Origin of the sequence: Klenkia sesuvii, assembly GCF_037083825.1 — a bacterium.
In the GTDB taxonomy this organism is placed as follows: Bacteria; Actinomycetota; Actinomycetes; order Mycobacteriales; family Geodermatophilaceae; genus Klenkia; species Klenkia sesuvii.
Window position 1 is genome coordinate 1 of record NZ_JBAPLU010000011.1, and the last position, 24,586, is coordinate 24,586.

A 24,586-nucleotide genomic window follows, 5' to 3' on the forward strand; every position below is an offset into this window, starting at 1 on the left:
GGTGGTGGGGACGGCACGCACCACCAAGGCGAGCGGACAAGACAGTGACGGGTGCTTGCTGGCACAAGCTCCTATGAGGTCACGAACCCTCGGCGGTGGGTGCACGAGCACCGCAGCAGGTCGAACCGACAGATCCCGTTGAAGACCCGAAGTCAGTCAGTCGGTGGGTCAGGAACGACCCGCTGCGGTGCTCTCCACCATCCTCACTGTCAGTCGGGTGCCGGGTCCTCGTGGTGGCAGCGGCGTTGGTGCGCCAGCACGTCGGAGAGCTTGAGCCGGCGGTGGCTGCCGGGCTGGTCGTAGGGGATCGCCCCCTGGTCGAGCAGCCGCACCACGGTCGGCCTGCTCACCCCCAGCAGGTCGGCCGCCTCCTGCGTGGTCAGCGTGCGCTCGTGCGGCACCAGGGTCACCGCGGCGCCGTGGTCGAAGGCCTCCAGCGCCCGGCCCAGCACCTCCCACGCCTCGGCGGGCAGGTGGACCGCCGTCCCGTCGGCCCCGCACAGCACCCACGGAGCCGGGGGCAGTGCCGGCAGGTCGGCCGGCGGGTGCACCGTCGACTCGCGCATCCGGGAATCCACCGGCAGACTGTAAATCGAACGAAACGAACACGCGCGCCGTCCGGCGTCCCCCGACCGTGATGGAGACCCGTGGGCCTGCTCCTCCTCGCACACCTGGCGGCCGCCGTCCTGGCGCCGGTCCTGGTGCGCTGGTGGGGCCGGTCGGCCTTCTACCCGCTGGCGCTGGTGCCCGCGGCCGGGTTCGCCTGGCTCGGTGCGCAGCTGGCCACGGTGCTGGACGGCGGCACGGTCGACGAGCGCACCACCTGGATCCCCGCCCTCGACCTCGCCGTCACGCTGCGGCTGGATGCCCTGGCACTGACCATCGCCGCGCTGGTCACCGGGGTCGGGGCACTGGTCTTCGTCTACTGCGCCCGCTACTTCGAGCCCGACGACGAGGGTCTGGGCCGCTTCGCCGGCGTGCTCATGGCCTTCGCCGGCTCGATGCTCGGCCTCGTCGTCGCCGACGACATGCTCCTGCTCTACGTGTTCTGGGAGCTGACCACCGTCTTCTCCTTCCTGCTGATCGGCGGCAGCGGCGCGAAGGTCGCCGGCCGTCGCGCCGCCCAGCAGGCCCTGGTCGTCACCACCGCCGGCGGGCTGGCGATGCTGGTCGGGCTGGTCATGGTCGGCCAGGCCAGCGGCAGCTACCTGCTCAGCGAGGTGGTCGCGAACCCTGGTAGCGGACCGCAGGTGACCGTGGGCATCCTGCTCGTGCTGGCCGGCGCGGTCACCAAGTCCGCCATGGTGCCCTTCCACTTCTGGTTGCCCGCCGCGATGGAGGCCCCCACCCCCACCAGCGCGTACCTGCACGCCGCGGCCATGGTCAAGGCCGGCATCTACCTGGTCGCCCGCCTGGCCCCCGGCTTCGCCGACACCCCGGGCTGGCGGCCGGTGGTCATCGGGCTCGGGCTGGCCACCATGCTGCTGGGTGGCTACCGGTCGCTGCGCCAGTACGACCTGAAGCTGCTGCTGGCCTTCGGCACCGTCAGCCAGCTGGGCTTCCTCATGGTGCTGGTCGGCACCGGCAGCCGGGAGGCCGCCGCGGCCGGCATCGCGATGCTGCTGGCCCATGGGCTGTTCAAGTCCACCCTGTTCCTCGTGGCCGGCGTCGTCGACCACACCTGCGGCACCCGTGACCTGCGCGACATCAACGGGCTGGGCCGGCGGGTGCCGGTGCTCGCCGTCGCCGCCGTCCTGGCCGGCGCCTCCATGGCCGGGCTGCCGCCGCTGCTGGGCTTCGTGGGCAAGGAGGCCGCCTTCACCGCCTACCTCGACGGCGGTCTGGCCGACCCCACCTGGGCCTGGGTCACCCTGCTCGGCCTGGTGCTGGGCTCGGTGCTGACCGTCGCCTACACCGCGCGGTTCCTGTGGGGGGCGTTCGGCAGCGGGGGCGCAGTGCGGCGGGTGGACCCCGTCCGCCCCGCGCCCGAGCACCTGCACCGGCCGGGGCCGGCCTTCCTGGCCGCCCCCGTCGTCCTGGCCCTGCTCGGCCTGCTCGCCGGGCCGTTCTCCGCGCTCCTCGAGCCGCTGGCCGCGCGGTACGCCGACACGCTGCCGCTGGTCGCGGAGGAGGCCGAGGAGCTCAAGCTCTGGCACGGGTGGCAGCCGGCCCTGCTGCTGTCGGTGGTCACCCTCGGCGGCGGCCTGGCCCTGTTCGCCGCCCGCGACCTGGTCGCGCGGCTGCAGCGGCGGGTGGCCCTGGACCCCTCGGCCGACGAGGGCTACTGGCATGCCATGCGCGGGCTGGACCGGGTCGCCCAGACCGCCACCCGCGCCACGCAGCGGGGGTCGCTGCCCACCTACCTGGGCATCATCCTGCTCGTCGTCGTCGCACTGCCCGGCTCGGTGCTGCTGTTCCGCGCCCCGTGGCCCGATGAGCTGCGGCTCTGGGACACCCCGGTGCAGGCGCTGGTCGGCGTCGTCGTCCTCGGTGCAGCCGCGCTCGCCGTCCGCATCCGGCAACGTCTGTCGGCCGTCCTCGTGGTCGGGGTCACCGGGTACGGCGTCGGGTTGCTGTTCGCGCTGCACGGCGCCCCCGACCTCGCGCTGACCCAGTTCCTGGTCGAGACCCTGACCCTGGTGACCTTCGTCCTGGTGCTGCGCAAGCTGCCCAAGGACATCTCCGACCGCCACCGCCGGGCCGAGCGGTCCGCCCGCGGGCTGCTGGCCGTCGCCGTCGGGCTGGTGATGGGCGGGGTCGGCGTCGTCGCCCTCGGCGCCCGCACGGCGACCCCGGTCTCGGTCGACTTCCCCGAGCAGGCCTACGAGTTCGGCGGTGGCGAGAACATCGTCAACGTCACCCTCGTGGACATCCGTGCCTGGGACACCCTGCTGGAGGTCTCGCTGCTGGTCGTGGTGGCCACCGGCGTCGCCAGCCTGGTCTTCCTCCGCGAGCGCACCGGCTCCGTGGCCCGGGCCAGCGGGGCGCCGACCCCGTCGGTGGCCGCCCGTCGCGCGCCGCGCGACCGGTGGTTGGTCGCCAGCGCCACGCTGTCGCCGCAGCGGCGGTCGGTGATCCTCGAGGTGGTCACCCGGGTGCTGTTCCACACCATCGTCCTGCTGAGCCTCTACCTGCTGTTCAGCGGGCACAACGCGCCCGGTGGCGGGTTCGCCGGCGGGCTCGTCGCCGGTCTGGCCCTCGTGCTGCGCTACCTTGCCGGTGGGCGGTACGAGCTCGGCGAGGCAGCGCCCGTCGACCCCGGCAAGCTGCTCGGCGGTGGCCTGCTGCTGGCCGGGGGCACCGGCATCGCCGGCCTCGTGCTCGGCGTCGACGCCCTGCAGACCACCATCCTCGAGTGGACCGTGCCGGTGCTCGGCGACGTCAAGCTGGTCACCTCCCTGTTCTTCGACACCGGGGTCTACCTCATCGTCGTGGGGCTGGTGCTCGACGTGCTGCGCAGCCTCGGCGCGCAGATCGACGCCGACGACGAGGACGGCGACCAGGACAGCGACCAGGACAGCGACGTCAGCAGCGGCGCGGTGGCCCGGGACGGTGCCCGGTGATCCCCACGATCGTGCTGCCGGTGGTCATCGCCGGGCTCTACGCGGCCGGGGTCTACCTGCTGCTGGACCGCAGCCTGACCCGGGTGCTGCTGGGTTTCCTCATGCTGGGCAACGCCACCAACGTGCTGCTGCTGTCGGCCGGCGGGGCGGCCGGCATCGCCCCGATCCTGCCGGTCGACGACGAGTCGGCGATCAGCGACCCGCTGCCGCAGGCGCTCGCGCTGACCGCCATCGTGATCACGTTCGGCATCTCGGCGTTCGTGCTGGCGATGATCTACCGCTCGTGGCGGCTGGTGCGCGAGGAGGTCGTGCAGGACGACGCCGAGGATCTGCGGGTGGCCACCCGCGAGGAGATCGACGCCGACGAACGCGACCCCGAGGAGCTCGACCCCGCCGACCGCGGGCCCGGTGACGGGCTCAGCGTCGAGGCGGCCACCCCCTCCGACGACGTGGGGCTCGGCCTGGCCGGTGCGATCGAGGCCGAGAACGAGTCCGCGGAGGCCCGGGCGGTGGGCGAGGTCGGCCGCACCCGCGCCGGCGGCGGACCCGACGAGGAGGGGGCGCGCTGATGCAGGACCTCATCCGGGTGCTGACCCCGCTGCCGGTGCTGCTGCCGCTGCTGGGCGCTGCCGGCGCGCTGCTGGTCGGCCGGCATCCCCACCTGCAGCGCGCGGTGAGCATCACGGTGCTGTCCGGGGTGCTGGGCGTCTCGGTGGCGCTGCTGTTCCTGGCCGACGCGCAGGGCGCCACCTCCGTCTCGATCGGCGGCTGGCCGGTCCCGCTGGGCATCGTGCTGGTGGTCGACCGGCTGTCGGCGCTCATGCTGGTCGTCGCCAACACCGTCACCCTCGGTGTGCTGGTGTTCGCCGTCGGGCAGGGCGTCGCCGACGGCGACGAGACCGACACGCCGCTGTCGATCTTCCACCCGACCTACCTGGTGCTGGTCGCCGGCGTCAGCAACGCCTTCCTCGCCGGGGACCTGTTCAACCTCTACGTCGGGTTCGAGGTGCTGCTGGCGGCCAGCTACGTGCTGCTGACCCTGGGCGGCACGGCCGGGCGGATCCGGGCCGGCGTCACCTACGTGGTGGTCAGCCTGCTCAGCTCGCTGCTGTTCCTGGCCGCGGTGGGGCTGGTGTACGCCGCCACGGGAACGGTGAACATGGCCCAGCTCGCCGTGCGGCTGGGCGAGCTCCCGGCCGGCACGCAGCTGCTGCTGCAGTCGATGCTGCTGGTCGCCTTCGGCATCAAGGCCGCGGTCTTCCCGCTCTCGGCCTGGCTGCCCGACAGCTACCCGACCGCGCCGGCGCCGGTGACCGCGGTGTTCGCCGGGTTGCTCACCAAGGTCGGCGTCTACGCGATCATCCGCACGAACACCCTGCTGTTCCCCACGGGCGCCCTCGACGACGTCCTGCTCTGGGCAGCGCTGGCGACGATGGTGGTCGGCATCCTGGGGGCGATCGCGCAGACCGACGTCAAGCGGATGCTGTCGTTCACCCTGGTCAGCCACATCGGCTACATGGTGTTCGGCGTCGCGCTGGGCACCACGGCCGGCACCGCCGGGGCGATCTTCTACGTGGTCCACCACATCGCCATCCAGACCACGCTGTTCCTGGCCACCGGCCTGGTCGAGCGGCACGGCGGGACGACGAACACCGAGAAGCTGGGCGGCCTGGCCAAGGCCAGCCCGCTGCTGGCGGTCCTGTTCTTCGTGCCGGCCATGAACCTGGCCGGCATCCCACCCCTGTCGGGCTTCATCGGCAAGCTGGGCCTGATCGAGGCCGGGGTCGCCGAGGGCGGGGTCGGGCCCTACGTCCTGGTCGGCGGCGCCGTCGTCACGAGCCTGCTGACCCTGGTGGCCGTGGCCCGGGTGTGGGGACGGGCGTTCTGGCGGCCGCGCGCGGTCGACACCGCCGAGGACGACGTGCCCGCCGTGCGCCCGGCGGCCGGGACGGCGACCACCACGGAGCAGCTGCAGCGGACGCGGCTGCCGCGGACCATGGTGGCCGCCACCGCCGGGTTCGTGACCGTCACCGTCGCGATCACGGTCTTCGCCGGGGCGCTCTACGGCGTGGCCGACCGGTCGGCCACCGACCTGCGGGACCGCACGCCCTACGTGGAGGCCGTCTTCGGTTCCGGGGAGGTCCCGTGAGCGCGCGGGTGACCCGGCTGCGCCAGCAGGTGCCCCTGCTGGTCTGGCTGGTCGTGGTCTGGGTCCTGCTGTGGGGCACGTTCTCCTGGGCGAACCTGCTGTCGGGGTTGCTGCTGGCCCTGCTGGTGACCTCGGTGCTGCCGCTGCCGAGCGTGGCGACGTCCGGCCGGTTCCGGCCGTGGGCCGCCCTGCGGTTCCTCGGCGGGTTCCTGGTCGACCTGGTGGTCTCCAGCGTCGAGGTCACCTGGTTGGCCTTCCGGCCGGGGCGGCACCGCTCGGCGATCATCACGGCGCAGCTGCGCACCGACTCGGACCTGCTGCTGACCGTCATCGCCGAGGCGCTGTCGCTGGTGCCGGGCACCCTGGTGCTCGACGTCGACCGGGAGCACCAGGTGCTGGCCATCCACCTGGTGCGGGTGCGCGACGAGGCGCACATCGAGCGGCAGCGGGCCAGCGTGCTGGGCATGGAGGAGCGCGTGGTGCGGGCCTTCGGCTCGGCGGAGGACGTCGCCCGGCTCGACAGCCCGGGGACCGACACCCGGGACACCGACACCCCGGGGACCGAGGGGACCGAGAGGATGAGCCAGCGGTGACCGTCGTCGCGATCGTGTGCTTCGCCCTGCTCGGCGCCGGAGCCGTGCTCATCCTGGCGCGGCTGGCGCTGGGGCCCTCCCTGCTGGACCGCGTGGTGTCCACCGATGCCCTGCTCGTCACGATCGCCTGCGGCATCGCCGTCTACTGCGCGGTCTACCGGGACGTCTCGCTGGAGCCGGTGCTGCTGGTCGTGGCCCTGCTCGCGTTCGTCGGGTCGGTGTCGGTGGCCCGCTACATCGGCGGCATGCTGGTGGCCGCCGAGACATCTGCCGAGGCACCCGCGGACGACGCCGCGGCCGACGCCGACCTCGCCGGACGCCGCGGGGACCCCTCGTGACCGCCGCCGACGTCGTCGCCTCGGTCTGCTTGGTGGCCGGTTCCTTCCTGTGCCTGGCGGCGGGGCTGGGGCTCGTCCGCTTCCCCGACGTGCTCAACCGCATGCACGCCGCGACCAAACCCCAGGTGCTCGGGGTGCTGCTGGTGATGACCGGCGCGGTCATCCGGCTGGTCGGCGAGCCCATCGTCTGGATGCTCGTGCTGGTCGCGGTCTTCCAGCTCATCACCGCCCCGGTCAGCGCGCACATGGTCAGCCGGATCGCCTACCGCCGCCGGCACGTGCGCCGTGACCTGCTGCTGGTCGACGAGCTGGGTGGGGCCGACGACCCCCTGCCGAGCCGGCCGCACCCGGTGCACCCCGAGGGCGACCCGGACGTCGACGAGCCCGCCGACGGCCCGGAGCGCCCCGCCGACCGCTGACGCTCACCGGAAGTCGCGGGACGTCGTCCGGGCGGTGATGGCCAGCTGCTCGAGGTTCTCGGCGACCAGGTTGACCACGCCGGCCTCGCGCTCGACCCGGCCACGCACCACCAGCGCCGACGCCTCGCGGGCCACCCGGCGGTACCGCGCCCACACCCCGGCCGACACGATGACGTTCACCAGGCCGGTCTCGTCCTCCAGGTTGAGGAAGGTGGTGCCCCCCGCCGTCGCCGGGCGCTGCCGGTGGGTGACCACCCCGCCCACCTGCACCCGGCTGCCCGGCTCGGCGCGGCCCAGCGCGGTGGCCGACAGCGCCCCGGCGGCGTCGAGCTCGGCCCGCACGTGCTGCACCGGGTGGCTGTCGGTGGAGATGGCGGTGGCCCACAGGTCGGCCATGGTCAGCTCGGGGTCGGTCATGCCCGGCAGCATCGGCGGCGGCTCCTCCCCGGCGGTGCCCGCGAGGAGGTCGGCGCTCTCCCGAGCGGCCCGGCCGGCCTCCCACAACGCCTGCCGGCGGGAGATGCCCAGCGGGTCGAACGCACCGGCGGTGGCCAGCGCCTCGAGCTGCGCGGTGCTGAGCCCGGTGCGCAGCACGAGGTCGGCCATGGAGGTGAACGGCCCGCCGTCGTCGCGGGCGGCGACGACGCGCTCGGCGACGTCCGGACCGATCGTGCGCACCCCCGCCAGCCCCAGCCGGACGGCGAACCCCTCGTCGAGCCGGTGGTCGGCGGTGTCGAAGGGCGCCTTGGGGTCGAACTCGCCGCTGGGTGGTTGCTCGAGGCTGCGGCAGGCCGGGTCGCCGGTCGGCCGGGGACCGGTACCGGAGCGCTCGGCGTCGACGGGTTCCAGGTCGGCGTGCACCCCGGACCGCAGGATGTCGGGGGTGCGCACCTCGACCCCGTGCCGGCGGGCGTCGGCGACCAGCGTCTGCGGGGACCAGAAGCCCATCGGCTGCGCGCGCAGCAGGGCGGCCAGGAACGCGGCCGGGTAGTGCAGCTTCAGCCAGCTGGAGCTGTAGACCAGCAACCCGAAGCTGATCGAGTGGCTCTCGGCGAACCCGAAGTTCGCGAACGCCTCGATCTTGGCGTAGATGTCCTGGGCCAGCCCGCCGGTGATGCCGTGGGCGGCCATGCCGGTGAACAGGGTCTCCTTGAGCCGTCCGATCTTCTCCAGGCCGCGCTTGGAGCCCATCGCCCGGCGCAGCAGGTCGGCGTCGTCGCCGCTGCACCCGCCGACGGCCTGGGCGATCTGCATGAGCTGCTCCTGGAACAGCGGGACGCCGAGGGTGCGCTCGAGCACCGGCTCCAGCAGCGGGTGCGGGTAGGTGACCGGTTCCTGGCCCAGCTTGCGGCGGATGTAGGGGTGCACCGCCCCGCCCTGGATGGGACCGGGCCGGATGAGCGCGATCTCGATGACCAGGTGGTAGAACTGCCGCGGCCGCAGCCGGGGCAGGGTGCCCATCTGCGCGCGGCTCTCGACCTGGAAGACCCCGATCGAGTCGGCCCGGCAGAGCATGTCGTAGACGCCGGGCTCCTCCTTGGGCATCGAGTCCAGCGTCCAGCGCTCGCCGGTGTGCTCGGCCACGATGTCGAAGCAGTGCTGCAGGGCGGCCAGCATGCCCAGCCCCAGCAGGTCGAACTTGACCAGGCCCATCGCGGCGCAGTCGTCCTTGTCCCACTGCAGCACGGTGCGCTGCTCCTTGCGGGCGTGCTCGATCGGGCAGACCTCGCCCACCGGCCGGTCGGTGAGCACCATGCCGCCGGAGTGGATGCCCAGGTGCCGCGGGAACCCCAGCAGCTCCCCGGCCAGGTCGACGACGGCCTCGGGGATGTCGTGGTCGGCCGCGGTGGCCACCGACCCCCACGCCTCGACCTGCTTGGACCAGGCGTCCTGCTGCCCGGTGCTGTGCCCCAGCGCCTTGGCGACGTCGCGCACCGCCAGCTTCGGCCGGTAGGTGATGACGTTGGCGACCTGCGCGGCGTTGGTGCGCCCGTAGCGGTCGTAGACGTACTGGATGACCTCCTCGCGGCGGTCGGCGTCGAAGTCGACGTCGATGTCGGGTTCCTCCTCGCGGGTGCTGGCCAGGAACCGCTCGAAGGGCAGCCCGAAGCGGACCGGGTCGACCGCGGTGATGTCGAGCAGGTAGCAGACCAGCGAGTTCGCCGCCGAGCCCCGGCCCTGGCAGAGGATGCCGCGGCCCCGGGCGAAGGCGACCAGGTCGTGCACGATGAGGAAGTAGCCGGGGAAGTCCTTCTCGCCGATGACCGCCAGCTCGCGGTGGACCCGGTCGGTGTACTCGCGCTCGTCGACCCGCCAGCCGCCCGAGGGCCCGAACCGCCGCTCGGCGCCCTGCATCACCAGCTCGCGCAGCCAGCTGATCGGGGTGTGCCCGGCGGGGATGACGGTGCGCGGCAACCGGGGACGGGCCAGCTCGAGCGGGAACGCCAGCTCGTCGGCCAGCTGCACCGACCGGGCGACGGCCCCGGGGTAGCGGGCGAACCGGGCTGCCATCTCGGCCCCCGACCGCAGGTGCGCCGCCCCCGTCGCCGGCAGCCAGCCGTCGATGCCCGTGAGGTCGCGGCGGGCCCGGACGGCGGCGAGCGCGGTGGCCAGCCGGCGCCCGGCCGGCGTGGCCACGTGCACGTTGCCGGTGGCCACCACCGGCAACCCCGCCGCCGCGGCCAGCCCGGCGACGGCGTCGTTGGCCCGGCTGTCGGTGGGGTGCCCGTGGTCGAACAGCTCGGCCACCACGTGGTCGCGGCCGAACAGCGCGGTGAGCCGGTCGAGCTCGGCGGCCGCCGCGTCGGGCCCGCCGGTGGCCAGCGCCGCCCGCACGGTGCCCTTGCGGCAGCCGGTGAGCACCAACCAGTCGCCGCCGGACGCCGCCGCGAGCTCCTCGACGTCGTAGACCGGCCGGCCCTTCTCCGCCCCGCGCAGCTGCGCCCGGGTGATCTCGGCGGCCAACCGGTGGTAGCCCGCGGTGCCGCGGGCCAGCACGAGCAGGTGGGTGCCCACGGGGTCGGGGACGCCGTTCTGCGGACCGGGGAGCCCCAGCGACAGCTCGGCACCGACCACGGTGGGCAGGTCGTGGGCCTTGGCGGCCTCGGCGGCGCGGACCACCCCGTAGAACCCGTCGTGGTCGGTGACCGCCAGGGCGTGCAGACCCAGCCGCACCGCCTCGGTGACCAGCTCCTCGGGGTGACTGGCGCCGTCGAGGAAGCTGAAGTTGGTGTGGCAGTGCAGCTCGGCGTAGGGCACCCCGGGCAGCACCGGCTGCGGGGGTCCGGCCTCGACCGGCGGCGGCGTGTAGGGCTGCCGCTTGCGCGACCAGGCCGGGCTGTCGCCGCCGTCGCCCTGGGTGGGCGCGCCGGGACGGTGCCGGTCGGAGAGCCGGCGTTCGAGCTCCGACCACGGGATCGGGGGGTTCTGCCAGCCCACGTCAGCGCTCCTGCTCAGTCATAGCTGGCCTCGACCCACCAGCGGCCACCGCCGACCAGCAGCAGCCAGGCGCTGCCGTCGACGCCGACCACCTGGAAGCGGGCCAGCTGGCCGGGGGCGTCGTCGGTCCACCAGCGCTCGTCGACCGGCCAGGGCCCGGCCCACGCCTGCACCGGCTGCCAGCCCACCGGCCAGCCGGGGACCGGCCGGGTGTCGTCGTCCACCCGGAACCGCACCGGGGGACCCGACAGCACCCCGCGGTCGGACAGGACGGCGGGTGACCCACCCGGCCCCAGCACGCCGGCGGGGCCGGGGCGGGGGAGCACGGTGGCCGGCAGCGGCGGGGGCAGCTGCCCGGGCCACGGCGGCTCGCCGGGACGGGCGGGCACCGGGCGGTCGCCCCAGGGCACGAAGGTCATGCGGTCGGCGGGCCCGCGGCCGCCCCCGATCACCGTGGTGCCGACGGCGCGGTGGCCCAGCCGGCTCTGCACCCGGGTGAGCGCCTGGTGCACCTGCTCGTGCGGCGCCCCGCCCCACAGGCCCTCGGCGTGCGCGCCCTGCGGCTCGACGTCCTCGGGCACCAGGTCGACCCGGGCCACCGGACCGGCCAGCCCGCCGGCGGCCAGCTGCCAGCGGATGCGGTCGAGCACGTCGTCGGCGGCGAAGAAGCGGGGGTGCAGCCAGCGGCGGACGACGAGGCCGTCGCGGTCGTCCTCGATCTCCACCCGCAGCCCGGTGCAGACCAGCACCTGCCCGGCCAGGCCCGCGACGAACTCCTCGGCGGTGGACCGCAGCGTGGCCACGACCTGCTCGGCCCGGTCGAGCGGGGGGTCGAGGTCGACGGTGCGGCTCAGCTCGGGCAGCGGTGCGCGACCGGTGGCCGAGCGCTCGTCGGCACCGCTGGCCAACCGGTGCGCGCGGCCGCCGGAGGAGCCGAACCGGGCCAGCACGTCGGTGAGCTCGAGGGCGGCGAAGGAACCCACGGTGCGCAACCCGAGCCGGCGGAGCAGGTCGGGGGTGCCGGGGTCAAGCACGGGGGCCAGCACCTCGACGGGCAGACCGGCCAGGAACGCCCGGTCGCCGCCCTCGGCCACCACCCGGGTGCCGGGTACCGCGGGGGCGGTGCGGGCGGCCTGCTCGGCGCTGAACGGGCCGTCGGCGATGCCCACCCGGGCGCCCTCGACGCCCAGCCCCTCGACGACGTCGAGCAGCACCGCGGCGGCCGCGGCCTCCCCGCCGAGGTAGCTGCTGGACCCGCGGGCCGGGACCGCGCAGGTGCCCGGCCGCAGCACCTGCACGCCGGGGGCCACCGCCTCGACCGCGCGCAGCACCGGCTCGAACGCGCGGGCGTCGCGCCGCGGGTCGGCCGGGACGACGACGAGCCCGGGACAGCGCGCCTGCGCCTCGCGGACCCGCAGCTCGAGCTGCACCCCGGCGTCGCGGGCGGCGGGGGACAGCGCCACCACCCGGCCGCGGTCGACGACGGCGGCGGGTGGCCCGGCGGGGCAGTCGGCGGCCCGGACGGCGGCGGTGACCGGCCAGTCGGGGCACCACAGCACGATCGTCCGGTTCGGTGCCCGGCTCATCCGGCGGCCCTGACCAGAGGTGCCGCCAGCGATCCTGCCTGCGGTGCCGCCTGCGGGGCCTGGGTGGCCCGGGGCCCCTGGGCTGCCTGGGCCGTTTCGAGCACCGGGCGGACCCGGCCCTCGGCGTCGGGCAGCCACAGCCGGGTGCGCTGCGCCCGACCCGAGCGCCGGCCCTGCACGGCCACCTCGGCGATGCGTCCGGCGAGGTGACCGTGCCCCTCGCCCAGGCCCCGCCACTCGCCACCGGTGACGGTCAGCTGCGCCTCGGTCTGCGGCCAGGCCGCCGACGCGCTGTGCGGGGCGTGCACCACCAGCGCCGCCCCGCGCTGGCGGAGCCGGGCGGTGAGCCGGTTCGCCTCGCCGGGGGCGACCCGGCCGGGGAGCCCGACCAGCACGACGGTGAGCGCACCCACCAGCGCGTCGACCACGCCCACCGGGTCGGGGCCGGGGTCGGGGACCAGCACGGTGCGGGACAGGTCGACGCCCATGCCGGCGGCGGCCTCGGCGCCGAACCCGGGCACCCCGACCACGCCGCACCACTCACCGGCGGCCGAGGGGCCGGCCAGCAGCGCCGTGGCCAGGGTGACCGAACCGAGCACCGAGTAGACCGCCCCGGTGTGCAGCGCCCCGGCGGGCAGCAGCCCACCCAGGCCGGGCAGCGTCTCCAGGGGCCGGCGGGGGGTGGAGGTGCCGAACCGGCTGTCGGCCGCGGCGACCGCCGACCGGGCGGCGGCCAGCCGCTCGGCGAGGTCGGGCGGGAGCACGGTCACCGACCAAGCATCGAACACGTGTTCGATCGCTGTCAAACCGGCAGGCCGCGCCGGCGAGCCGGTTCACCCGGTCGGGCGATGGCCCCGCGGACGGGTCCCCACCGCACCCGGACCCGCCCCCTGGCGCACCGCGTACCGGGCTGCGCGTCCTCGCTCAGGGCCGGGGTGCCGCTCAGGGCCGGGTCTCGCTCAGGGCCGGGGTGCCGCTCAGGGCGCACCGTCGACGCCGGTGCGCTCCCGAGCAGGTATCCCGACCCCGGAGGGCGCCCTGGCGCGCACCGGCGAGGTGGTGCGCTCCCAGGTGGGTCCCCCGGCTCCGTGGGCCGCACACGGGCGCATTCCGCGCGGGGGTGCGCCCAGGGCCGCCCCGGGCCCGCGGCGGCCCGGGGGCGGCCCGGGGGCGGCCCGGGGGCGGCCCGGGCGCACCGCGTACCGGGGTGCGCTCCCAGGCGGGCCTCCTGCCCCCGGAGAGCGCGCCGGCGCGCACTGGTGGGACGGTGCGCTCCCAAGTGGGTCCCCCGGCTCCGTGGGCCGCACACGGGCGCAGTCCGCGCGGGGGTGCGCCCAGGGCCGCCCCGGGCCCGGGACGGCCCGCGACGGCCCGGGGCGGGCGACGTCAGCGCAGGGCGCGGTTCACGGCGCTGACCACCGCGCGCAGGGACGCGCTCACGATGTTGGGGTCGACGCCCACGCCCCACAGCACCCGCTCGCCCACGGCGCACTCCACGTAGGCCGCGGCCCGGGCATCGCCGCCGGAGGACAGCGCGTGCTCGGCGTAGTCCAGCACCCGCACGTCGACGTCCAGGGCGCGCAGCGCGTCCACGAACGCCGCGATCGGGCCGTTGCCGCGACCAGTCAGGGTCACCGGGACGCCGTCGTCGACCAGCTCGACGGTCATCGTGTCGGTGCCCGAGCCGTCGGCTGCGTGCTGGTGCCCGGTCAGCGACAGCCGGCCCCAGGGCGCGTGCGGGTCGGGCAGGTACTCGGAGGAGAACGCGGCCCACATCTGCTCGGCGGTCACCTCGCCGCCCTCGTCCTCGGTGTGCCGCTGGACGACGGCGGAGAACTCGATCTGCAGCCGCCGCGGCAGGTCCAGGTGGTTCTCGGTCTTCATGATGTAGGCGACGCCGCCCTTGCCGGACTGGCTGTTCACCCGGATCACGGCCTCGTAGCTGCGGCCGACGTCCTTGGGGTCGATCGGCAGGTAGGGCACCGCCCACGGGATGTCGTCGACGCCGACCCCGGCGGCCGCGGCGTCGGCCCCCATCACCGCGAAGCCCTTGTTGATCGCGTCCTGGTGGGAGCCGGAGAAGGCCGTGTAAACCAGGTCGCCGCCGTAGGGGTGCCGCTCGTGCACGCCGATCTGGTTGCAGTACTCGACGGTGCGCCGGACCTCGTCGATGTCGGAGAAGTCGATCTGCGGGTCGACGCCCTGGCTGAACAGGTTCAGCCCCAGGGTGACCAGGTCGACGTTGCCGGTGCGCTCGCCGTTGCCGAACAGGCAGCCCTCGATGCGGTCGGCGCCGGCCCGGTAGCCCAGCTCGGCGGCCGCCACCGCCGTCCCGCGGTCGTTGTGCGGGTGCAGCGACAGGACGACGGAGTCGCGGCGACCCACGTTGCGGTGCATCCACTCGATCTGGTCGGCGTAGACGGTCGGCTCGGCCATCTCCACCGTCGCCGGCAGGTTCAGGATGGTCGGGTTCTCGGGCGTGGGCTCCCAGACGTCGGTGACCGCGTTGCAGATCTCGACCGCGAACTCGAGCTCGGTGCCGGTGAACGACTCGGGGGAGTACTCGTAGCGGATCTCGGTCCCCTCCATCGCCTCGGCCAGCTTGCGCACCAGCCGCGCCCCGTGGACGGCGATGTCGACGATGCCGGCCTTGTCGCTGCCGAACACGACGCGGCGCTGCAGGGTGGAGGTCGAGTTGTACAGGTGCACGATCGCCTGCTTCGCGCCCACCAGGGACTCGAAGGTGCGCTCGATCAGCTCGTCGCGGGCCTGGGTCAGCACCTGGATGGTGACGTCGCCGGGGATCAGGTCCTCGTCGATCAGCTGGCGCACGAAGTCGTAGTCGGTCTGGCTGGCCGCCGGGAAGCCGACCTCGATCTCCTTGTAGCCCATCCGCACCAGCAGCTCGAACATGCGCCGCTTGCGGTCGGGGGTCATCGGGTCGATCAGCGCCTGGTTGCCGTCGCGCAGGTCGACCGCGCACCAGCGCGGGGCCACGGTGGTGGTGCGGGCGGGCCAGGTGCGGTCGGGCAGGTCGACCGCGGCGAACGGCGCGTACTTGCCGATCGGCATCGCCGAGGGCTGCTGGGCGTTGCGGGCGTGCGGGTGGGTGCTCATGGCTGGTGGCTCTCCTGGGGTGCCGTGGTGTGGCGGTCAGCGGCGGGGGCTCCGGGGAGCACGCGCGGACACCGCGGCGAGGGGGCCGACCTAGGAGAGGGCCTCGCCGCGGCGGAGAAGGAGGAGGCTGCCGCGCACGTCGACACCGTAGCAGCGGACCCCCCGGTCGGTGCGACCATCCGTTGGTGACGGTGCTGCTGCTGGTGGCGGGCCTGGTGCTGCTGGTCGTCGGCGGCGAGCTGCTGGTCCGCGGCGCGAGCGGGCTGGGGCGGGCGGTGGGTCTGTCGCCGCTGGTGGTCGGGGCGACGGTGGTGGCCACCGCGACCAGCGCCCCGGAGCTCGCCGTCTCGGTCGACGCGACGCTGTCGGGGTCACCGGGCCTGGCGGTGGGCAACGCGGTGGGCAGCAACACCGTGAACATCCTCCTGGTGCTCGCCGTCGCCGCGCTCGTGCGCCCGCAGCGCGGGGACCGGTCGCTGCTGCGCTTCGACCTGCCGGTCGCGCTCGGCTTCGCCGCCGCGGTCGTCGTCCTCGGTCTGGACGGCGACCTGGGCCGCGGGGACGGCGCCCTGCTGGCCGTGGGGCTGGTCGGCTACCTGGCCGCCGCGGTGGTGCGCGGCCGCCGGGCCGGTGCCGGCGGCGCCGGCGCCGCCGGGGACGGCGCCGACGAGGAGGCCGGGTCGACCGACCCGAGGCCCGGGCGGGACGTCGTCGTGCTGCTGGCCGGGGTGGGCCTGCTGGTGCTGGGGGCCACCTGGCTGGTCGAGTCGGCCAGCACGATCGCGGCCGCGCTGGGGCTGTCCGAGCTGGTCATCGGGCTGACGGTGGTCTCGGTCGGCACGGCGCTGCCGGAGATCGTCACGGCCGTCCTCGCGGCCCGCAAGGGCGACACCGAGCTGGCGGTGGGCAACGTCATCGGCAGCAACGTGGCCAACATCGGGCTGGTGCTGGGGGTCCCGGCGCTGGTGGTGCCGGGGGGTGTCGGGGTCGACCCCGCGGTGGTCCGCTTCGACGCCCCGGTGATGATCGCCGCGACCGTCGCGCTCGGGATCGTGCTCTACACCGGGGCGCGGGTCAGCCGCCCCGAAGGTGCGGTGCTGCTGGCCTGGTTCGTGGCCTACACGGCCTACCTGGTGCTCGACGGCACCGACCACGACGCGCTGGGGCCCTTCAGCGCCGTCCTGCTGTGGTTCTGCCTACCGGTCAGCCTCGTCGCCGCGGTCGGCTTCGCCGTGCGGGAGGTCCGCGCCGGGCGACGTGCGGGTGCCCGGGGCCAGCGGAGCCCTTGAGATCCGGGCGGCCTGGCCGATCTCGAAGCCGGCGATGGGCACGGTGAACAGCTGCAGCACCACGGCCAGCAGCAGGACGACGACCGCCGTCGGCCCGGGGTCGAGCACGACGACGCCGAGCAGCACCAGCACCAACCCCAGCCCGCCGGCCTTCGCAACGGCGTTGGTGCGGTTGTAGACGTCGGGCATGCGCACCAGCCCGACCGCGGCCACCGCCATGAGCAGCACGCCCAGCAGCAGCAGGACGTCGCCGACCACCGTCTGCAGGGTCACCGCGACCTCCTCGCCACGAGCCGCGCCAGGGCCACCGTGGCCAGGAAGCCCACCAGGGTGCCCACGAGCACGAGGTCCAGCAGCGCCGGGGTCCGCAGGCGGACGGCGAGCAGCGCCACCGCGCACAGGGTGACCAGGAAACCGAAGTCGACGGCCAGCACCCGGTCGGCGTCGGTGGGGCCCACCACCGCCCGGACGGCGGCGACGACCAGGCTGAGGGCCAGCAGGACGAGGGCGGCCTCGAGCACGACGTCCTGGGTGATCACGTGGTCCTCCCCGGGCGGCCGAACGCCGCCAGCAGCCGGTCCTCCAGCTCGCGCAGGTCGGCCAGTTCGTGGTCGCAGTCCTCGGCGTGCACGGCGTGCACGGTGACCACCTGGTCGGCGCGGTCGACGACCAGCGTGCCCGGGGTGAGGCTGACCAGCGCGATGAAGCTGGCCACCTCGACGTCGGTGCGCCCCCGCAGCTCGTGGCGGACGACGACCGGCCGGTGGGCCAGGCGGGGCCGCAGCACGTGCCCGGCGACCCGCACGTTGGCGACCAGGAACTGCCCGGCGTACCAGGCGGCGAACGCCACGACGGCGCGCAGGCGGCTCACCGGGTCACCGCCGCGACCCAGGCCGACGGGTCGGCGAGCTGCTGCCCGGCGATCGTGCTGGCGGCCAGCAGCGGCTCGGCCCAGATGCCCAGCACGAGGGCCACCGCCGCCAGCAGCAGCGGCGGGCCCACCAGGGTGGCCGCGGGACCCCGGGGTGGGGCGGGCAGGGCGGACGGCTCGCCCCAGAACACGCCGTTCCACAGCTTGAGCATCGACACCAGGGTCACCGCGCTCACCGCGACGACGGCGACCAGCACCCACCACGGCCCGTCGGCGGCCGCGGCGGTGGCCAGCTGGAGCTTGGCGACGAACCCCGACGTCGGCGGGATGCCGACCAGCGCCAGCGCCGACCCGGCGAAGGCGACGGCCAGCCACCGCTCGCGGTGCACGAGCCCGCCGCCGAGGCGGGCGAGCACGTCGGTGCCGTACCGCACCTCGACCGCGCCGCCGACCATGAACAGCGCCGCCTTGACCAGCACGTACTGCACGAGGAAGAAGGTCGCCGCACCCAGCCCGGCGACCGTGGACAGGCCCAGGCCGACCAGCACGTAGCCGATCTGGCTGACCATGTGGGCGGTGAGCACCGGCCGCACGGCCTTCGCGCCGACTGCGGAGAGCACGCCGACGACCATCGTCAGCACGGCGAGGGCGAGCAGCACCCACAGGAAGCGCCGGTCGCCGTCGAACAGCACCGAGTACAGCCGGAACAGGGCGTAGAGGCCGACCTTGGTCAGCAGGCCGGAGAACAGCACGGTGACCGCGGGTCCGGCGACGGAGTACGAGCCCGGCAGCCACGAGTGCAGCGGGACGACGGCGGACTTCACCCCCATGGCCAGCAGCACCAGCGCGGCGGCCAGGGCGGCGGGCGTGCTGGCGGTCGCCGCGCCGGCCAGCTCGCCCAGCTGCACGGTGCCGGTGATCCCGTAGAGCAGCCCGACGCCGGCCAAGAACAGCGTGGAGGCCAGCAGGTTCACGCTCACGTAGAGCCGGGCGCCGGCGATGCGCTGCCGTCGTCCGGCCAGGGTGAGCAGCACGTAGCTGGGGATGAGCACGACCTCGACGAACACGAACAGGTTGAACAGGTCGGCCGTCGACAGCGCCCCGGAGACACCGGCGGACATGACCAGCACCAGCGAGGTGAAGGTGCGCTCGCGGTCCTCCCCGGTGCCGATCGCGTAGACCAGCCCGAGCACGGTGACCGCCGAGGTGAGCAGCAGCAGCAGCGCACCGAAGGCGTCGAGGGCGAGGACGACGGCGATGCCCGCGGGCCAGCCGCCGACCTGCACGACCGGGACCTCGCCGGTCAGGGTGCGGGCCAGCAGCACCGCGGCGGCGACCACGACGAGCCCGGTGGTGCCGATGCCCAGCGCGCGGGCGAGCAGGACCGAGCGCGGGGCCAGCAGGAGGACGGCGGCGGCGACCAGCGGCAGCGCGACCGGGGCGACGACCAGGGCGTTCATCCGGGACCCCGCGCGTCGTCGTCGTCCGGCCCGGGCTCGGTCGACCCGGCCCGCAGCAGGCCGAGCAGGTACACGGTGACCGCGAAGGCGATGACCACCGCGGTGAGCACGAACGCCTGCGGGAGGGGGTCGGCCGGGGCGCCCGCGCCGTTGCCGGGCAGCGGGAACCCGCGCCCGTCGCCCCCGGCGGCCAGCACCAGCACCACGATGGCGTGCCCGAGCAGCACGAACCCGAGCACCACGCGCAGCAGTCCGCGCTGCAGCACCAGGTACGCACCGCCGGCGACCAGCACGCCGACCGCGACCGCGGCGCTCACGCGTCGACCCGCTCGCGCTCGGGGCGGGCGCCCAGCGCCTGCACGACGGCCACGACGAGGGCCAGCACCATCAACCACACCCCGAGGTCGAACACCAGCGCCGAGCTGAGGAAGGGCAGCAGGGAGAAGGGGGTGAGCAGTGCCTCGCCGACCACCAGCGGGGCCACCCCGACGCCGACCGACAGCACCGCACCGACCCCGAGCAGGACGCGCGGCTCGAGCCAGGCCCGGGTGGGCACCGTGCCGGAGGCGAGCTGGCGCAGGGCCACCGCGATGCCGGCGACCAGCGCCGAGATGAAGCCGCCACCGGGCTCGTCGTGCCCACGCCAGAGCAGCCAGGCCGACAGCAGCAGCATGCCGGGGGCGAGCAACCGGGTGCCCACCCGCAGCAGGACGTCGTCGGTGTCGGTCGGGTGCGGCACGGTCGCCGTCCCGAGGAGCAGCAGGCCCAGGGCGGCGATGCCGACCACGACCGACTCCAGCAGGGTGTCCAGGCCGCGGAAGTCCACCAGCACCGTGTTCACGACGTTGGTGCCGCCGGTGAGCTCCTCGGCGCGGTCGAGGAAGAAGGTGCCGGCCGCGGAGAGGTCGCGGCGGCCGGTGAAGGCCGCGGTGGCACCGGCGGCGACCAGCCCGACGGCGAGGGCGAGGACGGCGGTGGGCCACCGGCGCGGGCCGGGCGCGGGCAACCGCAGCGGCCGGTCGCGCAGCACGAGCACGAGGACCACGGCGGTGAGCACCTCGACCAGCAGCAGCGTCAGCGCCACGTCGAGGGCGCCCGACAGCAGCAGCCACAGCGACACGAACAGCCCGGTCACGCCGACCAGGGCCACCAGGGCGACGGTGCGGGTGGCCAGCGCGGTGCCGAGCACGGCGGCGGCCAGCAGCACCACGACCAGCCAGCGGCCGGGGTCGCCGTCCCCCACCCGGGCGGGCAGCGCACCCGTGGTGGCCAACCCGACGCCGCCCAGGGCCACCACGGCCAGCAGCGGTCGGCTCAGGTGCGCGGCCAGCGCGGGGGAGCGGTCGAGGGCCCCGACCCGGCCGCCGAGGGCGAGCAGCGCGTCGTGGCCGCGGGTGAACAGTGCCGGGCCGTCGGGGAACCGGAGCCGCTGCAGACCGGCGTCGACGCGGTCGCGCTGCCAGAAGAGCACCAGCCCGACGGCGACGGTGAGCACGGACATGGCCAGCTCCGGGCTCAGGCCGTGCCAGGCGTAGATCGACGGCGGCGTCGAGCCGGGCAACGCGTCGGTGGTGGCGCTGTCGAGCACCGGGTCCAGCAGGGACACCGTCGGGCCGGCGAGGACCCCCACCACGGCGGCGACGGCGGCGGGGGCGAGGAAGGCCGGGGCGGGTTCGTAGAGCTCGGGCTGCTCGACGGGGCCGCCGAAGGCGCCGTGCACGATGCGGGCGCCGTAGGCGAACGTCAGCGCGGACGCCGTGACCGCCACCGCTGCCGCGACCGGGCCGGCCCAGGGGGTGACGTCGGCCGAGAGGAGCCCCATGAACAGGTACTCCTTGCTGACGAACCCGAGCATGGGGGGCACCCCGGCCATCGACAGCGCGGCGACCGCCGTGGCCGTCGCCGTCCAGGGCATGACCTTCCGCAGGCCGGACAGCTCCCTGATGTCCCGGCTGCCGGTCTCCTTGTCGACGATCCCGACCAGCATGAACAGCGTGGCCTTGAACAGCGCGTGCGCCATGGTGTGCAGCAGTGCCGCCGCCAGCGCCGTCGAGGTCCCCACGCCGATGACGGCGACCAGCAGCCCGAGCTGGCTGACGGTGGAACGGGCCAGCACCGCCTTGAGGTCGTGCTCGCGCAGGGCCTGCACCGCCCCGAGCAGGGCTGTGGTCAACCCGACCGTGACCAGCACCGCCGACCACGCGGGTTGCCCGGCGAAGAGCGGGCTCATCCGGACCAGCAGGTAGATGCCGGCCTTCACCATGGTCGCGGCGTGCAGGTAGGCACTGACCGGGGTCATGGCCACCATGGCGCCGGGCAGCCAGGACTGGAACGGGAACTGGGCGCTCTTGGTGAAGGCGGCGACGGCCACGCACGCGGCGATCGGGACCGCGTAGGGGCTGGCCAGGACCGCGTCGGGGTCGGCCAGCACGGACGAGAGCCGGGTGGTGCCGGTGGCCAGGGTCAGCAGGACGACGGCGACCAGCAGCGCGAGCCCGCCGACGACGGTGACCACGAGTGCGTGCCGCCCGGGCCCGGCCGCCTTGGCTCCCGCGGTGGAGACGAGGGCGAAGGAGCAGAGGGTGGTGATCTCCCAGAAGACGTAGAGCAGCACCAGATCGTCGGCCAGCACCAGCCCCACCATCGCGGCGGCGAACAGGGTCAGCAGCGGGTAGACCGGGCCACGGGCGGCCGCGTCGGAGAGGTACCGGCAGCAGTAGGCCAGCACCAGCGCGCCGACCACCAGCGCGACCAGGCTGAACACCAGCGAGACGCCGTCCAGCCGCAGAGCCAGCGACACGCCGAGGGAGGCGATCCACTCGGCGCGCCAGTCGACCGTGCGGTCGTCGAGCACGGTGGGCGCCTGGACGGCCAGCAGCGCGGCGACGCCGAGGAACCCGGCGGCGAGCACGTAACCGGCGTCGCGGCCGAGCACGCGGGTGAGCAGGGGGGCAGCGGCGGCGAGCCCGCCGAGCACCGCCAGGACGACGAGCAGGCTCACCGGCGGCTGCGGGGGCCCGACGTGATCATGCGGACAGGGTGCAGTGCGTCGCCGGTCCGCGCATCCCGAACCGCGCCCTCACCTGCGGTTCCCTCGCGCAACCGTGTGCCGTCAGTGCGTGTCGCACCGGCAGGGGCAGTCGGCGACGTGCGGGTCCAGCTGGCCCTCCGGGTCGTCGCCGACCAGGAGCTCCTCGCACCCCGGCAGGCACCCACACGGGTCGAGCAGCTCGGCCAGCGGGTCGGGTTCCCCGGAGAGGCGGCGCAGCATGGCCTCCACCCGGGCCGTGCGCGCGCGGGCTGCCTGGGCGACGCGTTCGACGTGCTCCCGTCGCGCTCTCCGCGACCGTGGGTCGTGCTCGGGTGCGGGCGAGGGGTGGTCGTCGTCCTGCAGGGGTTCGTGCGGGCGCAGGTCGAACGTGAACCAGGGGATGGCCCGGTGCGCCCTGTGCGGCAGGTACCACCACCCCTCGTCGCCGTGCCGGACGTCGCAGTGCGCGGGGTAACGACGGCCGCCGTCGTCGCGCACCGCGTCGGGCCGCATGGGAGGCACGACCTCGCCGGCCGCGTCGAGCAGGACCAGGCGCAACCCGGCGACGGTGGCCAGGGCGGCCAGGTCCGTGGCCGACAGGGACCGGCGGCCGGTCTCGACCTGGGCCACCGTGGTCGCCGAGAGGCCTGCGGCGGCGGCGAGCTGTCGTTGCGACAGGCGGGCTGTCCGGCGGATGCGTCGCACGGTCCCCGACAGCTCGAACCCGGGCCGGGCGTCGTGGGTGACGGGGTCCGGAGTGGTCATGCGCCCACGGTCCCGTCCGCCCGGCGAGGTCTCCAGGGGTCCAGGACACCTGTGGATCGTCGTCCCGGTTGTGGACGAGCCGCGGTCATCCGTCGGCGGGATGTGCTGGGCCGTCGCGATCGCCCCCCCCCGGCCCAGCACATCCTCCCGAGCCACCTCGTGCCCTGCGCCTCCCGAGTGAGCAGACCGTTCTGCGTGCTGTGGAGGTGCAGAACGGTCTGCGTGCTGTGGAGGTGCAGAACGGTCTGCGTGCTGAGGGGGAGCAGGGCACGACGTCGGCCGGGGGGACCTTGCCGCCCCCCCGGGGGGCGCGCGGACCGGGCGGCCCCCGGTCAGTACGTGCGGCGCAGGCGGAGCCGGACCGGGCGGCCGTCGGGGTCGTGCACCAAGCGGTACAGCGGCGTGGCCCACACCCTCTCCAGCCGGCTCAGGGAACGCGGGCGGTGGTGCCGCAGCCGACCCGGCGGACGCGGGCCCACCTGCCCACCGGCGTGCCAGGCGTCCAGCGCGTCCGCCGCGGTGACGCAGGCGGCCACGAAGTCGTCGGGGTCCAGCAGCCCCGCGTCGTCGGTGCCGTCGGCGGCGCGGTCCAGGTGCTCCCGGGCCAGCTCGAGCCGCAGGTCGCGGGCGAAGGTGCGGGCGCCGTCGCCCAGGCCGGCGGGGTCACGCGGCTCGCGCTCGTCACGGGTGCTGTCCAGCACGGCGTTGGACAGCTCGCTGTCGTGGCTCCACGACCGGCGGTTCATGTTGTCGCTGCCGACCTCCGCCCACACGTCGTCGACCACGCACACCTTCGCGTGCACGTAGACCGGCGTCCCCTCGTGGTTCTCCAGGTCGAAGACGTGCACCCGCCCCGGGGCCGCGGCCAGCAGCAGCGACATGGCCTGGCCCTGGCCGTACTGCTGGGGCCGTTCGGAGAACGCGCCCCCCTGGTCGGGCACCCTCGGCACCACCACGACCAGATGCAGGCCCGGGTGCTCGCGCAGCGACGCGGCGAGGTGGTCGGCGACGTCGGAGGACCACAGGTACTGGTCCTCCAGGTAGACCAGGCGGCGTGCCCGCTCGAGGGCCTTGGTGTAGCCGCGGGCGATCGACCGCTCGCCGTCGGGGGCGAAGTCGAACGCCGGCCACACCTTGGGGTAGGTGCGCAGCGTCTGCACCACGTGCGGGCCGCACGGCGGGGGCGGCGGGGGCTGGTCGGGCAGCGGGGTCGGGTCCATGCGCCGGTGCGGCTTGCGGGCCTCCCACCGGTCGCGCACCCAGGCCACCGGGTTCTCCGACGCCGGGCTGGTCGGGTCGTCCCAGCGCTCCCGGAAGGAGTCGTCGAGCACCCCGACCACCGGGCCGCGCAGCTGCAGCTGCACGTCGTGCCAGGGCGGGGTGTCGCCGTACGCGGCGGACATGTCCTGCGGCTGCGGGTCGCCCCGGTGCTCGGCGTCGTCCCGGCGGGTGTGCCCGAGGTCGATGCCGCCGGCGAACGCGACGTCCCGGGCGGGGTCGTCGACGTGCCGGCACACGACGAACTTCTGGTGGTGGCTGCCCAGCCGACGTACCCGCTGGTCCCGGACGACGACCGCGCCGTCCTCCTCGAGCTCGCGGTCCAGGCTGCGGTTCTGCTCCTTGGAGAAGCTCAGCGCATCCCAGTGCGAGCGCCACACCAGGCCCCGCACGCAGACCCCGCGGCGGGCGGCGTCGGAGAACAGCTCGTCGACGGTCGGCCCGTCGGGGCGCAGCAGCTGGTCGGGGTCGCCCCGCCAGTCGGTGAAGAACAGGTGGTCACCGGGGCCGAGGTCGCGCACCGCGTCGACCAGCCGGTCGAAGTAGGCCGCGCCGTGGACGAGCGGTTCGGCCAGGTTGCCCGCCGTCCAGGCCGGGATGGCCGAGGTGGGGTTGGCCCGCTCGGCATCGGTGAGCAGCCACTCGGTCACGTCGTCCGCAGTCTCGGGCACGCCTGCGATCCCACCACC

Annotated in this window: 20 protein-coding genes; 7 read left to right on the forward strand and 13 right to left on the reverse strand. The window is 75.0% G+C overall.

Annotated elements, in window-relative coordinates; genetic code table 11:
• Positions 1-209 precede the first annotated feature (209 nt).
• Entirely contained in the window at positions 210-578 is a 369-nt protein-coding gene (locus TEK04_RS12070; RefSeq protein WP_336404586.1) for an excisionase family DNA-binding protein, read from the reverse strand.
• 69 nt (positions 579-647) lie between these two features.
• On the opposite strand from TEK04_RS12070, the gene TEK04_RS12075 reads away from it, so the two are divergent.
• From TEK04_RS12075 to mnhG, 6 genes are read left to right on the forward strand one after another with little or no spacing between them, the layout of a single operon-like run.
• Positions 648-3,563, forward strand: a complete 2,916-nt coding sequence (locus tag TEK04_RS12075; RefSeq protein WP_336404587.1) for a Na+/H+ antiporter subunit A — start codon at positions 648-650, stop codon at positions 3,561-3,563.
• Positions 3,560-4,132: a Na(+)/H(+) antiporter subunit C gene (locus tag TEK04_RS12080; RefSeq protein WP_336404588.1), complete on the forward strand. Its 573-nt coding sequence runs from the start codon at positions 3,560-3,562 to the stop codon at positions 4,130-4,132. Before TEK04_RS12075 ends, TEK04_RS12080 begins: the two co-directional genes overlap by 4 nt.
• The gene (locus TEK04_RS12085) at positions 4,132-5,712 is read left to right on the forward strand and encodes a Na+/H+ antiporter subunit D (RefSeq protein ID WP_336404589.1); all 1,581 of its coding nucleotides are present in this window, start codon (positions 4,132-4,134) and stop codon (positions 5,710-5,712) included. Before TEK04_RS12080 ends, TEK04_RS12085 begins: the two co-directional genes overlap by 1 nt.
• Positions 5,709-6,305 (forward strand): Na+/H+ antiporter subunit E, encoded by a 597-nt coding sequence (locus tag TEK04_RS12090; protein WP_336404590.1) that lies wholly within the window; start codon positions 5,709-5,711, stop codon positions 6,303-6,305. The genes TEK04_RS12085 and TEK04_RS12090 overlap by 4 nt, the downstream gene beginning before the upstream one ends.
• Positions 6,302-6,643, forward strand: coding sequence for an MrpF/PhaF family protein (locus TEK04_RS12095; protein ID WP_336404591.1), 342 nt, complete (start codon positions 6,302-6,304; stop codon positions 6,641-6,643). Before TEK04_RS12090 ends, TEK04_RS12095 begins: the two co-directional genes overlap by 4 nt.
• Positions 6,640-7,062, forward strand: coding sequence for a monovalent cation/H(+) antiporter subunit G (mnhG, locus tag TEK04_RS12100; protein WP_336404592.1), 423 nt, complete (start codon positions 6,640-6,642; stop codon positions 7,060-7,062). Before TEK04_RS12095 ends, mnhG begins: the two co-directional genes overlap by 4 nt.
• A 3-nt stretch (positions 7,063-7,065) precedes the next feature.
• Here the strand turns inward: mnhG and TEK04_RS12105 are convergent, their stop codons facing one another.
• The 4 genes from TEK04_RS12105 to leuA form a co-directional block, all read right to left on the reverse strand.
• On the reverse strand, positions 7,066-10,500 hold the full coding sequence (locus TEK04_RS12105; protein ID WP_336404593.1) for an error-prone DNA polymerase: 3,435 nt from the start codon (positions 10,498-10,500) through the stop codon (positions 7,066-7,068).
• Positions 10,501-10,514: 14 nt separating this feature from the next.
• Complete coding sequence (locus TEK04_RS12110) at positions 10,515-12,086, reverse strand: DNA polymerase Y family protein (protein WP_336404594.1); 1,572 nt, start codon at positions 12,084-12,086, stop codon at positions 10,515-10,517.
• On the reverse strand, positions 12,083-12,856 hold the full coding sequence (locus TEK04_RS12115; RefSeq protein WP_336404595.1) for a hypothetical protein: 774 nt from the start codon (positions 12,854-12,856) through the stop codon (positions 12,083-12,085). Before TEK04_RS12115 ends, TEK04_RS12110 begins: the two co-directional genes overlap by 4 nt.
• A gap of 616 nt (positions 12,857-13,472) precedes the next feature.
• On the reverse strand, positions 13,473-15,203 hold the full coding sequence (gene leuA / locus TEK04_RS12120) for a 2-isopropylmalate synthase (RefSeq protein WP_336404596.1): 1,731 nt from the start codon (positions 15,201-15,203) through the stop codon (positions 13,473-13,475).
• A 185-nt stretch (positions 15,204-15,388) separates the two neighbouring features.
• Between leuA and TEK04_RS12125 the strand changes: the two genes are divergently transcribed.
• Positions 15,389-16,492 (forward strand): calcium/sodium antiporter, encoded by a 1,104-nt coding sequence (locus tag TEK04_RS12125; protein WP_336404597.1) that lies wholly within the window; start codon positions 15,389-15,391, stop codon positions 16,490-16,492.
• On the opposite strand, the gene TEK04_RS12130 is transcribed toward TEK04_RS12125, so the two are convergent.
• The 8 genes from TEK04_RS12130 to TEK04_RS12165 all read right to left on the reverse strand — a co-directional run bounded on the left by TEK04_RS12130 (position 16,400) and on the right by TEK04_RS12165 (position 24,568).
• The gene (locus tag TEK04_RS12130) at positions 16,400-16,765 is read right to left on the reverse strand and encodes a monovalent cation/H(+) antiporter subunit G (protein ID WP_336404598.1); all 366 of its coding nucleotides are present in this window, start codon (positions 16,763-16,765) and stop codon (positions 16,400-16,402) included. The two genes, TEK04_RS12125 and TEK04_RS12130, sit on opposite strands and share 93 nt — an antisense overlap.
• Positions 16,762-17,031, reverse strand: a complete 270-nt coding sequence (locus TEK04_RS12135; protein WP_336404599.1) for an MrpF/PhaF family protein — start codon at positions 17,029-17,031, stop codon at positions 16,762-16,764. The genes TEK04_RS12130 and TEK04_RS12135 overlap by 4 nt, the downstream gene beginning before the upstream one ends.
• Positions 17,028-17,363, reverse strand: a complete 336-nt coding sequence (locus TEK04_RS12140) for a Na+/H+ antiporter subunit E (protein ID WP_336404600.1) — start codon at positions 17,361-17,363, stop codon at positions 17,028-17,030. The genes TEK04_RS12135 and TEK04_RS12140 overlap by 4 nt, the downstream gene beginning before the upstream one ends.
• Positions 17,360-18,823 (reverse strand): proton-conducting transporter transmembrane domain-containing protein, encoded by a 1,464-nt coding sequence (locus tag TEK04_RS12145; RefSeq protein ID WP_336404601.1) that lies wholly within the window; start codon positions 18,821-18,823, stop codon positions 17,360-17,362. The genes TEK04_RS12140 and TEK04_RS12145 overlap by 4 nt, the downstream gene beginning before the upstream one ends.
• Positions 18,820-19,140 carry a sodium:proton antiporter gene (locus TEK04_RS12150; RefSeq protein WP_336404602.1) on the reverse strand — a complete coding sequence of 107 codons (321 nt, stop codon included), beginning with the start codon at positions 19,138-19,140 and terminating at the stop codon, positions 18,820-18,822. Before TEK04_RS12150 ends, TEK04_RS12145 begins: the two co-directional genes overlap by 4 nt.
• Positions 19,137-21,824 carry a hydrogen gas-evolving membrane-bound hydrogenase subunit E gene (mbhE, locus tag TEK04_RS12155; RefSeq protein ID WP_336404603.1) on the reverse strand — a complete coding sequence of 896 codons (2,688 nt, stop codon included), beginning with the start codon at positions 21,822-21,824 and terminating at the stop codon, positions 19,137-19,139. The genes TEK04_RS12150 and mbhE overlap by 4 nt, the downstream gene beginning before the upstream one ends.
• Positions 21,825-21,935: 111 nt before the next feature.
• On the reverse strand, positions 21,936-22,619 hold the full coding sequence (locus TEK04_RS12160; RefSeq protein ID WP_336404604.1) for a helix-turn-helix domain-containing protein: 684 nt from the start codon (positions 22,617-22,619) through the stop codon (positions 21,936-21,938).
• A 332-nt stretch (positions 22,620-22,951) separates the two neighbouring features.
• Positions 22,952-24,568: a phospholipase D family protein gene (locus TEK04_RS12165; protein WP_336404605.1), complete on the reverse strand. Its 1,617-nt coding sequence runs from the start codon at positions 24,566-24,568 to the stop codon at positions 22,952-22,954.
• Positions 24,569-24,586 lie beyond the last annotated feature (18 nt).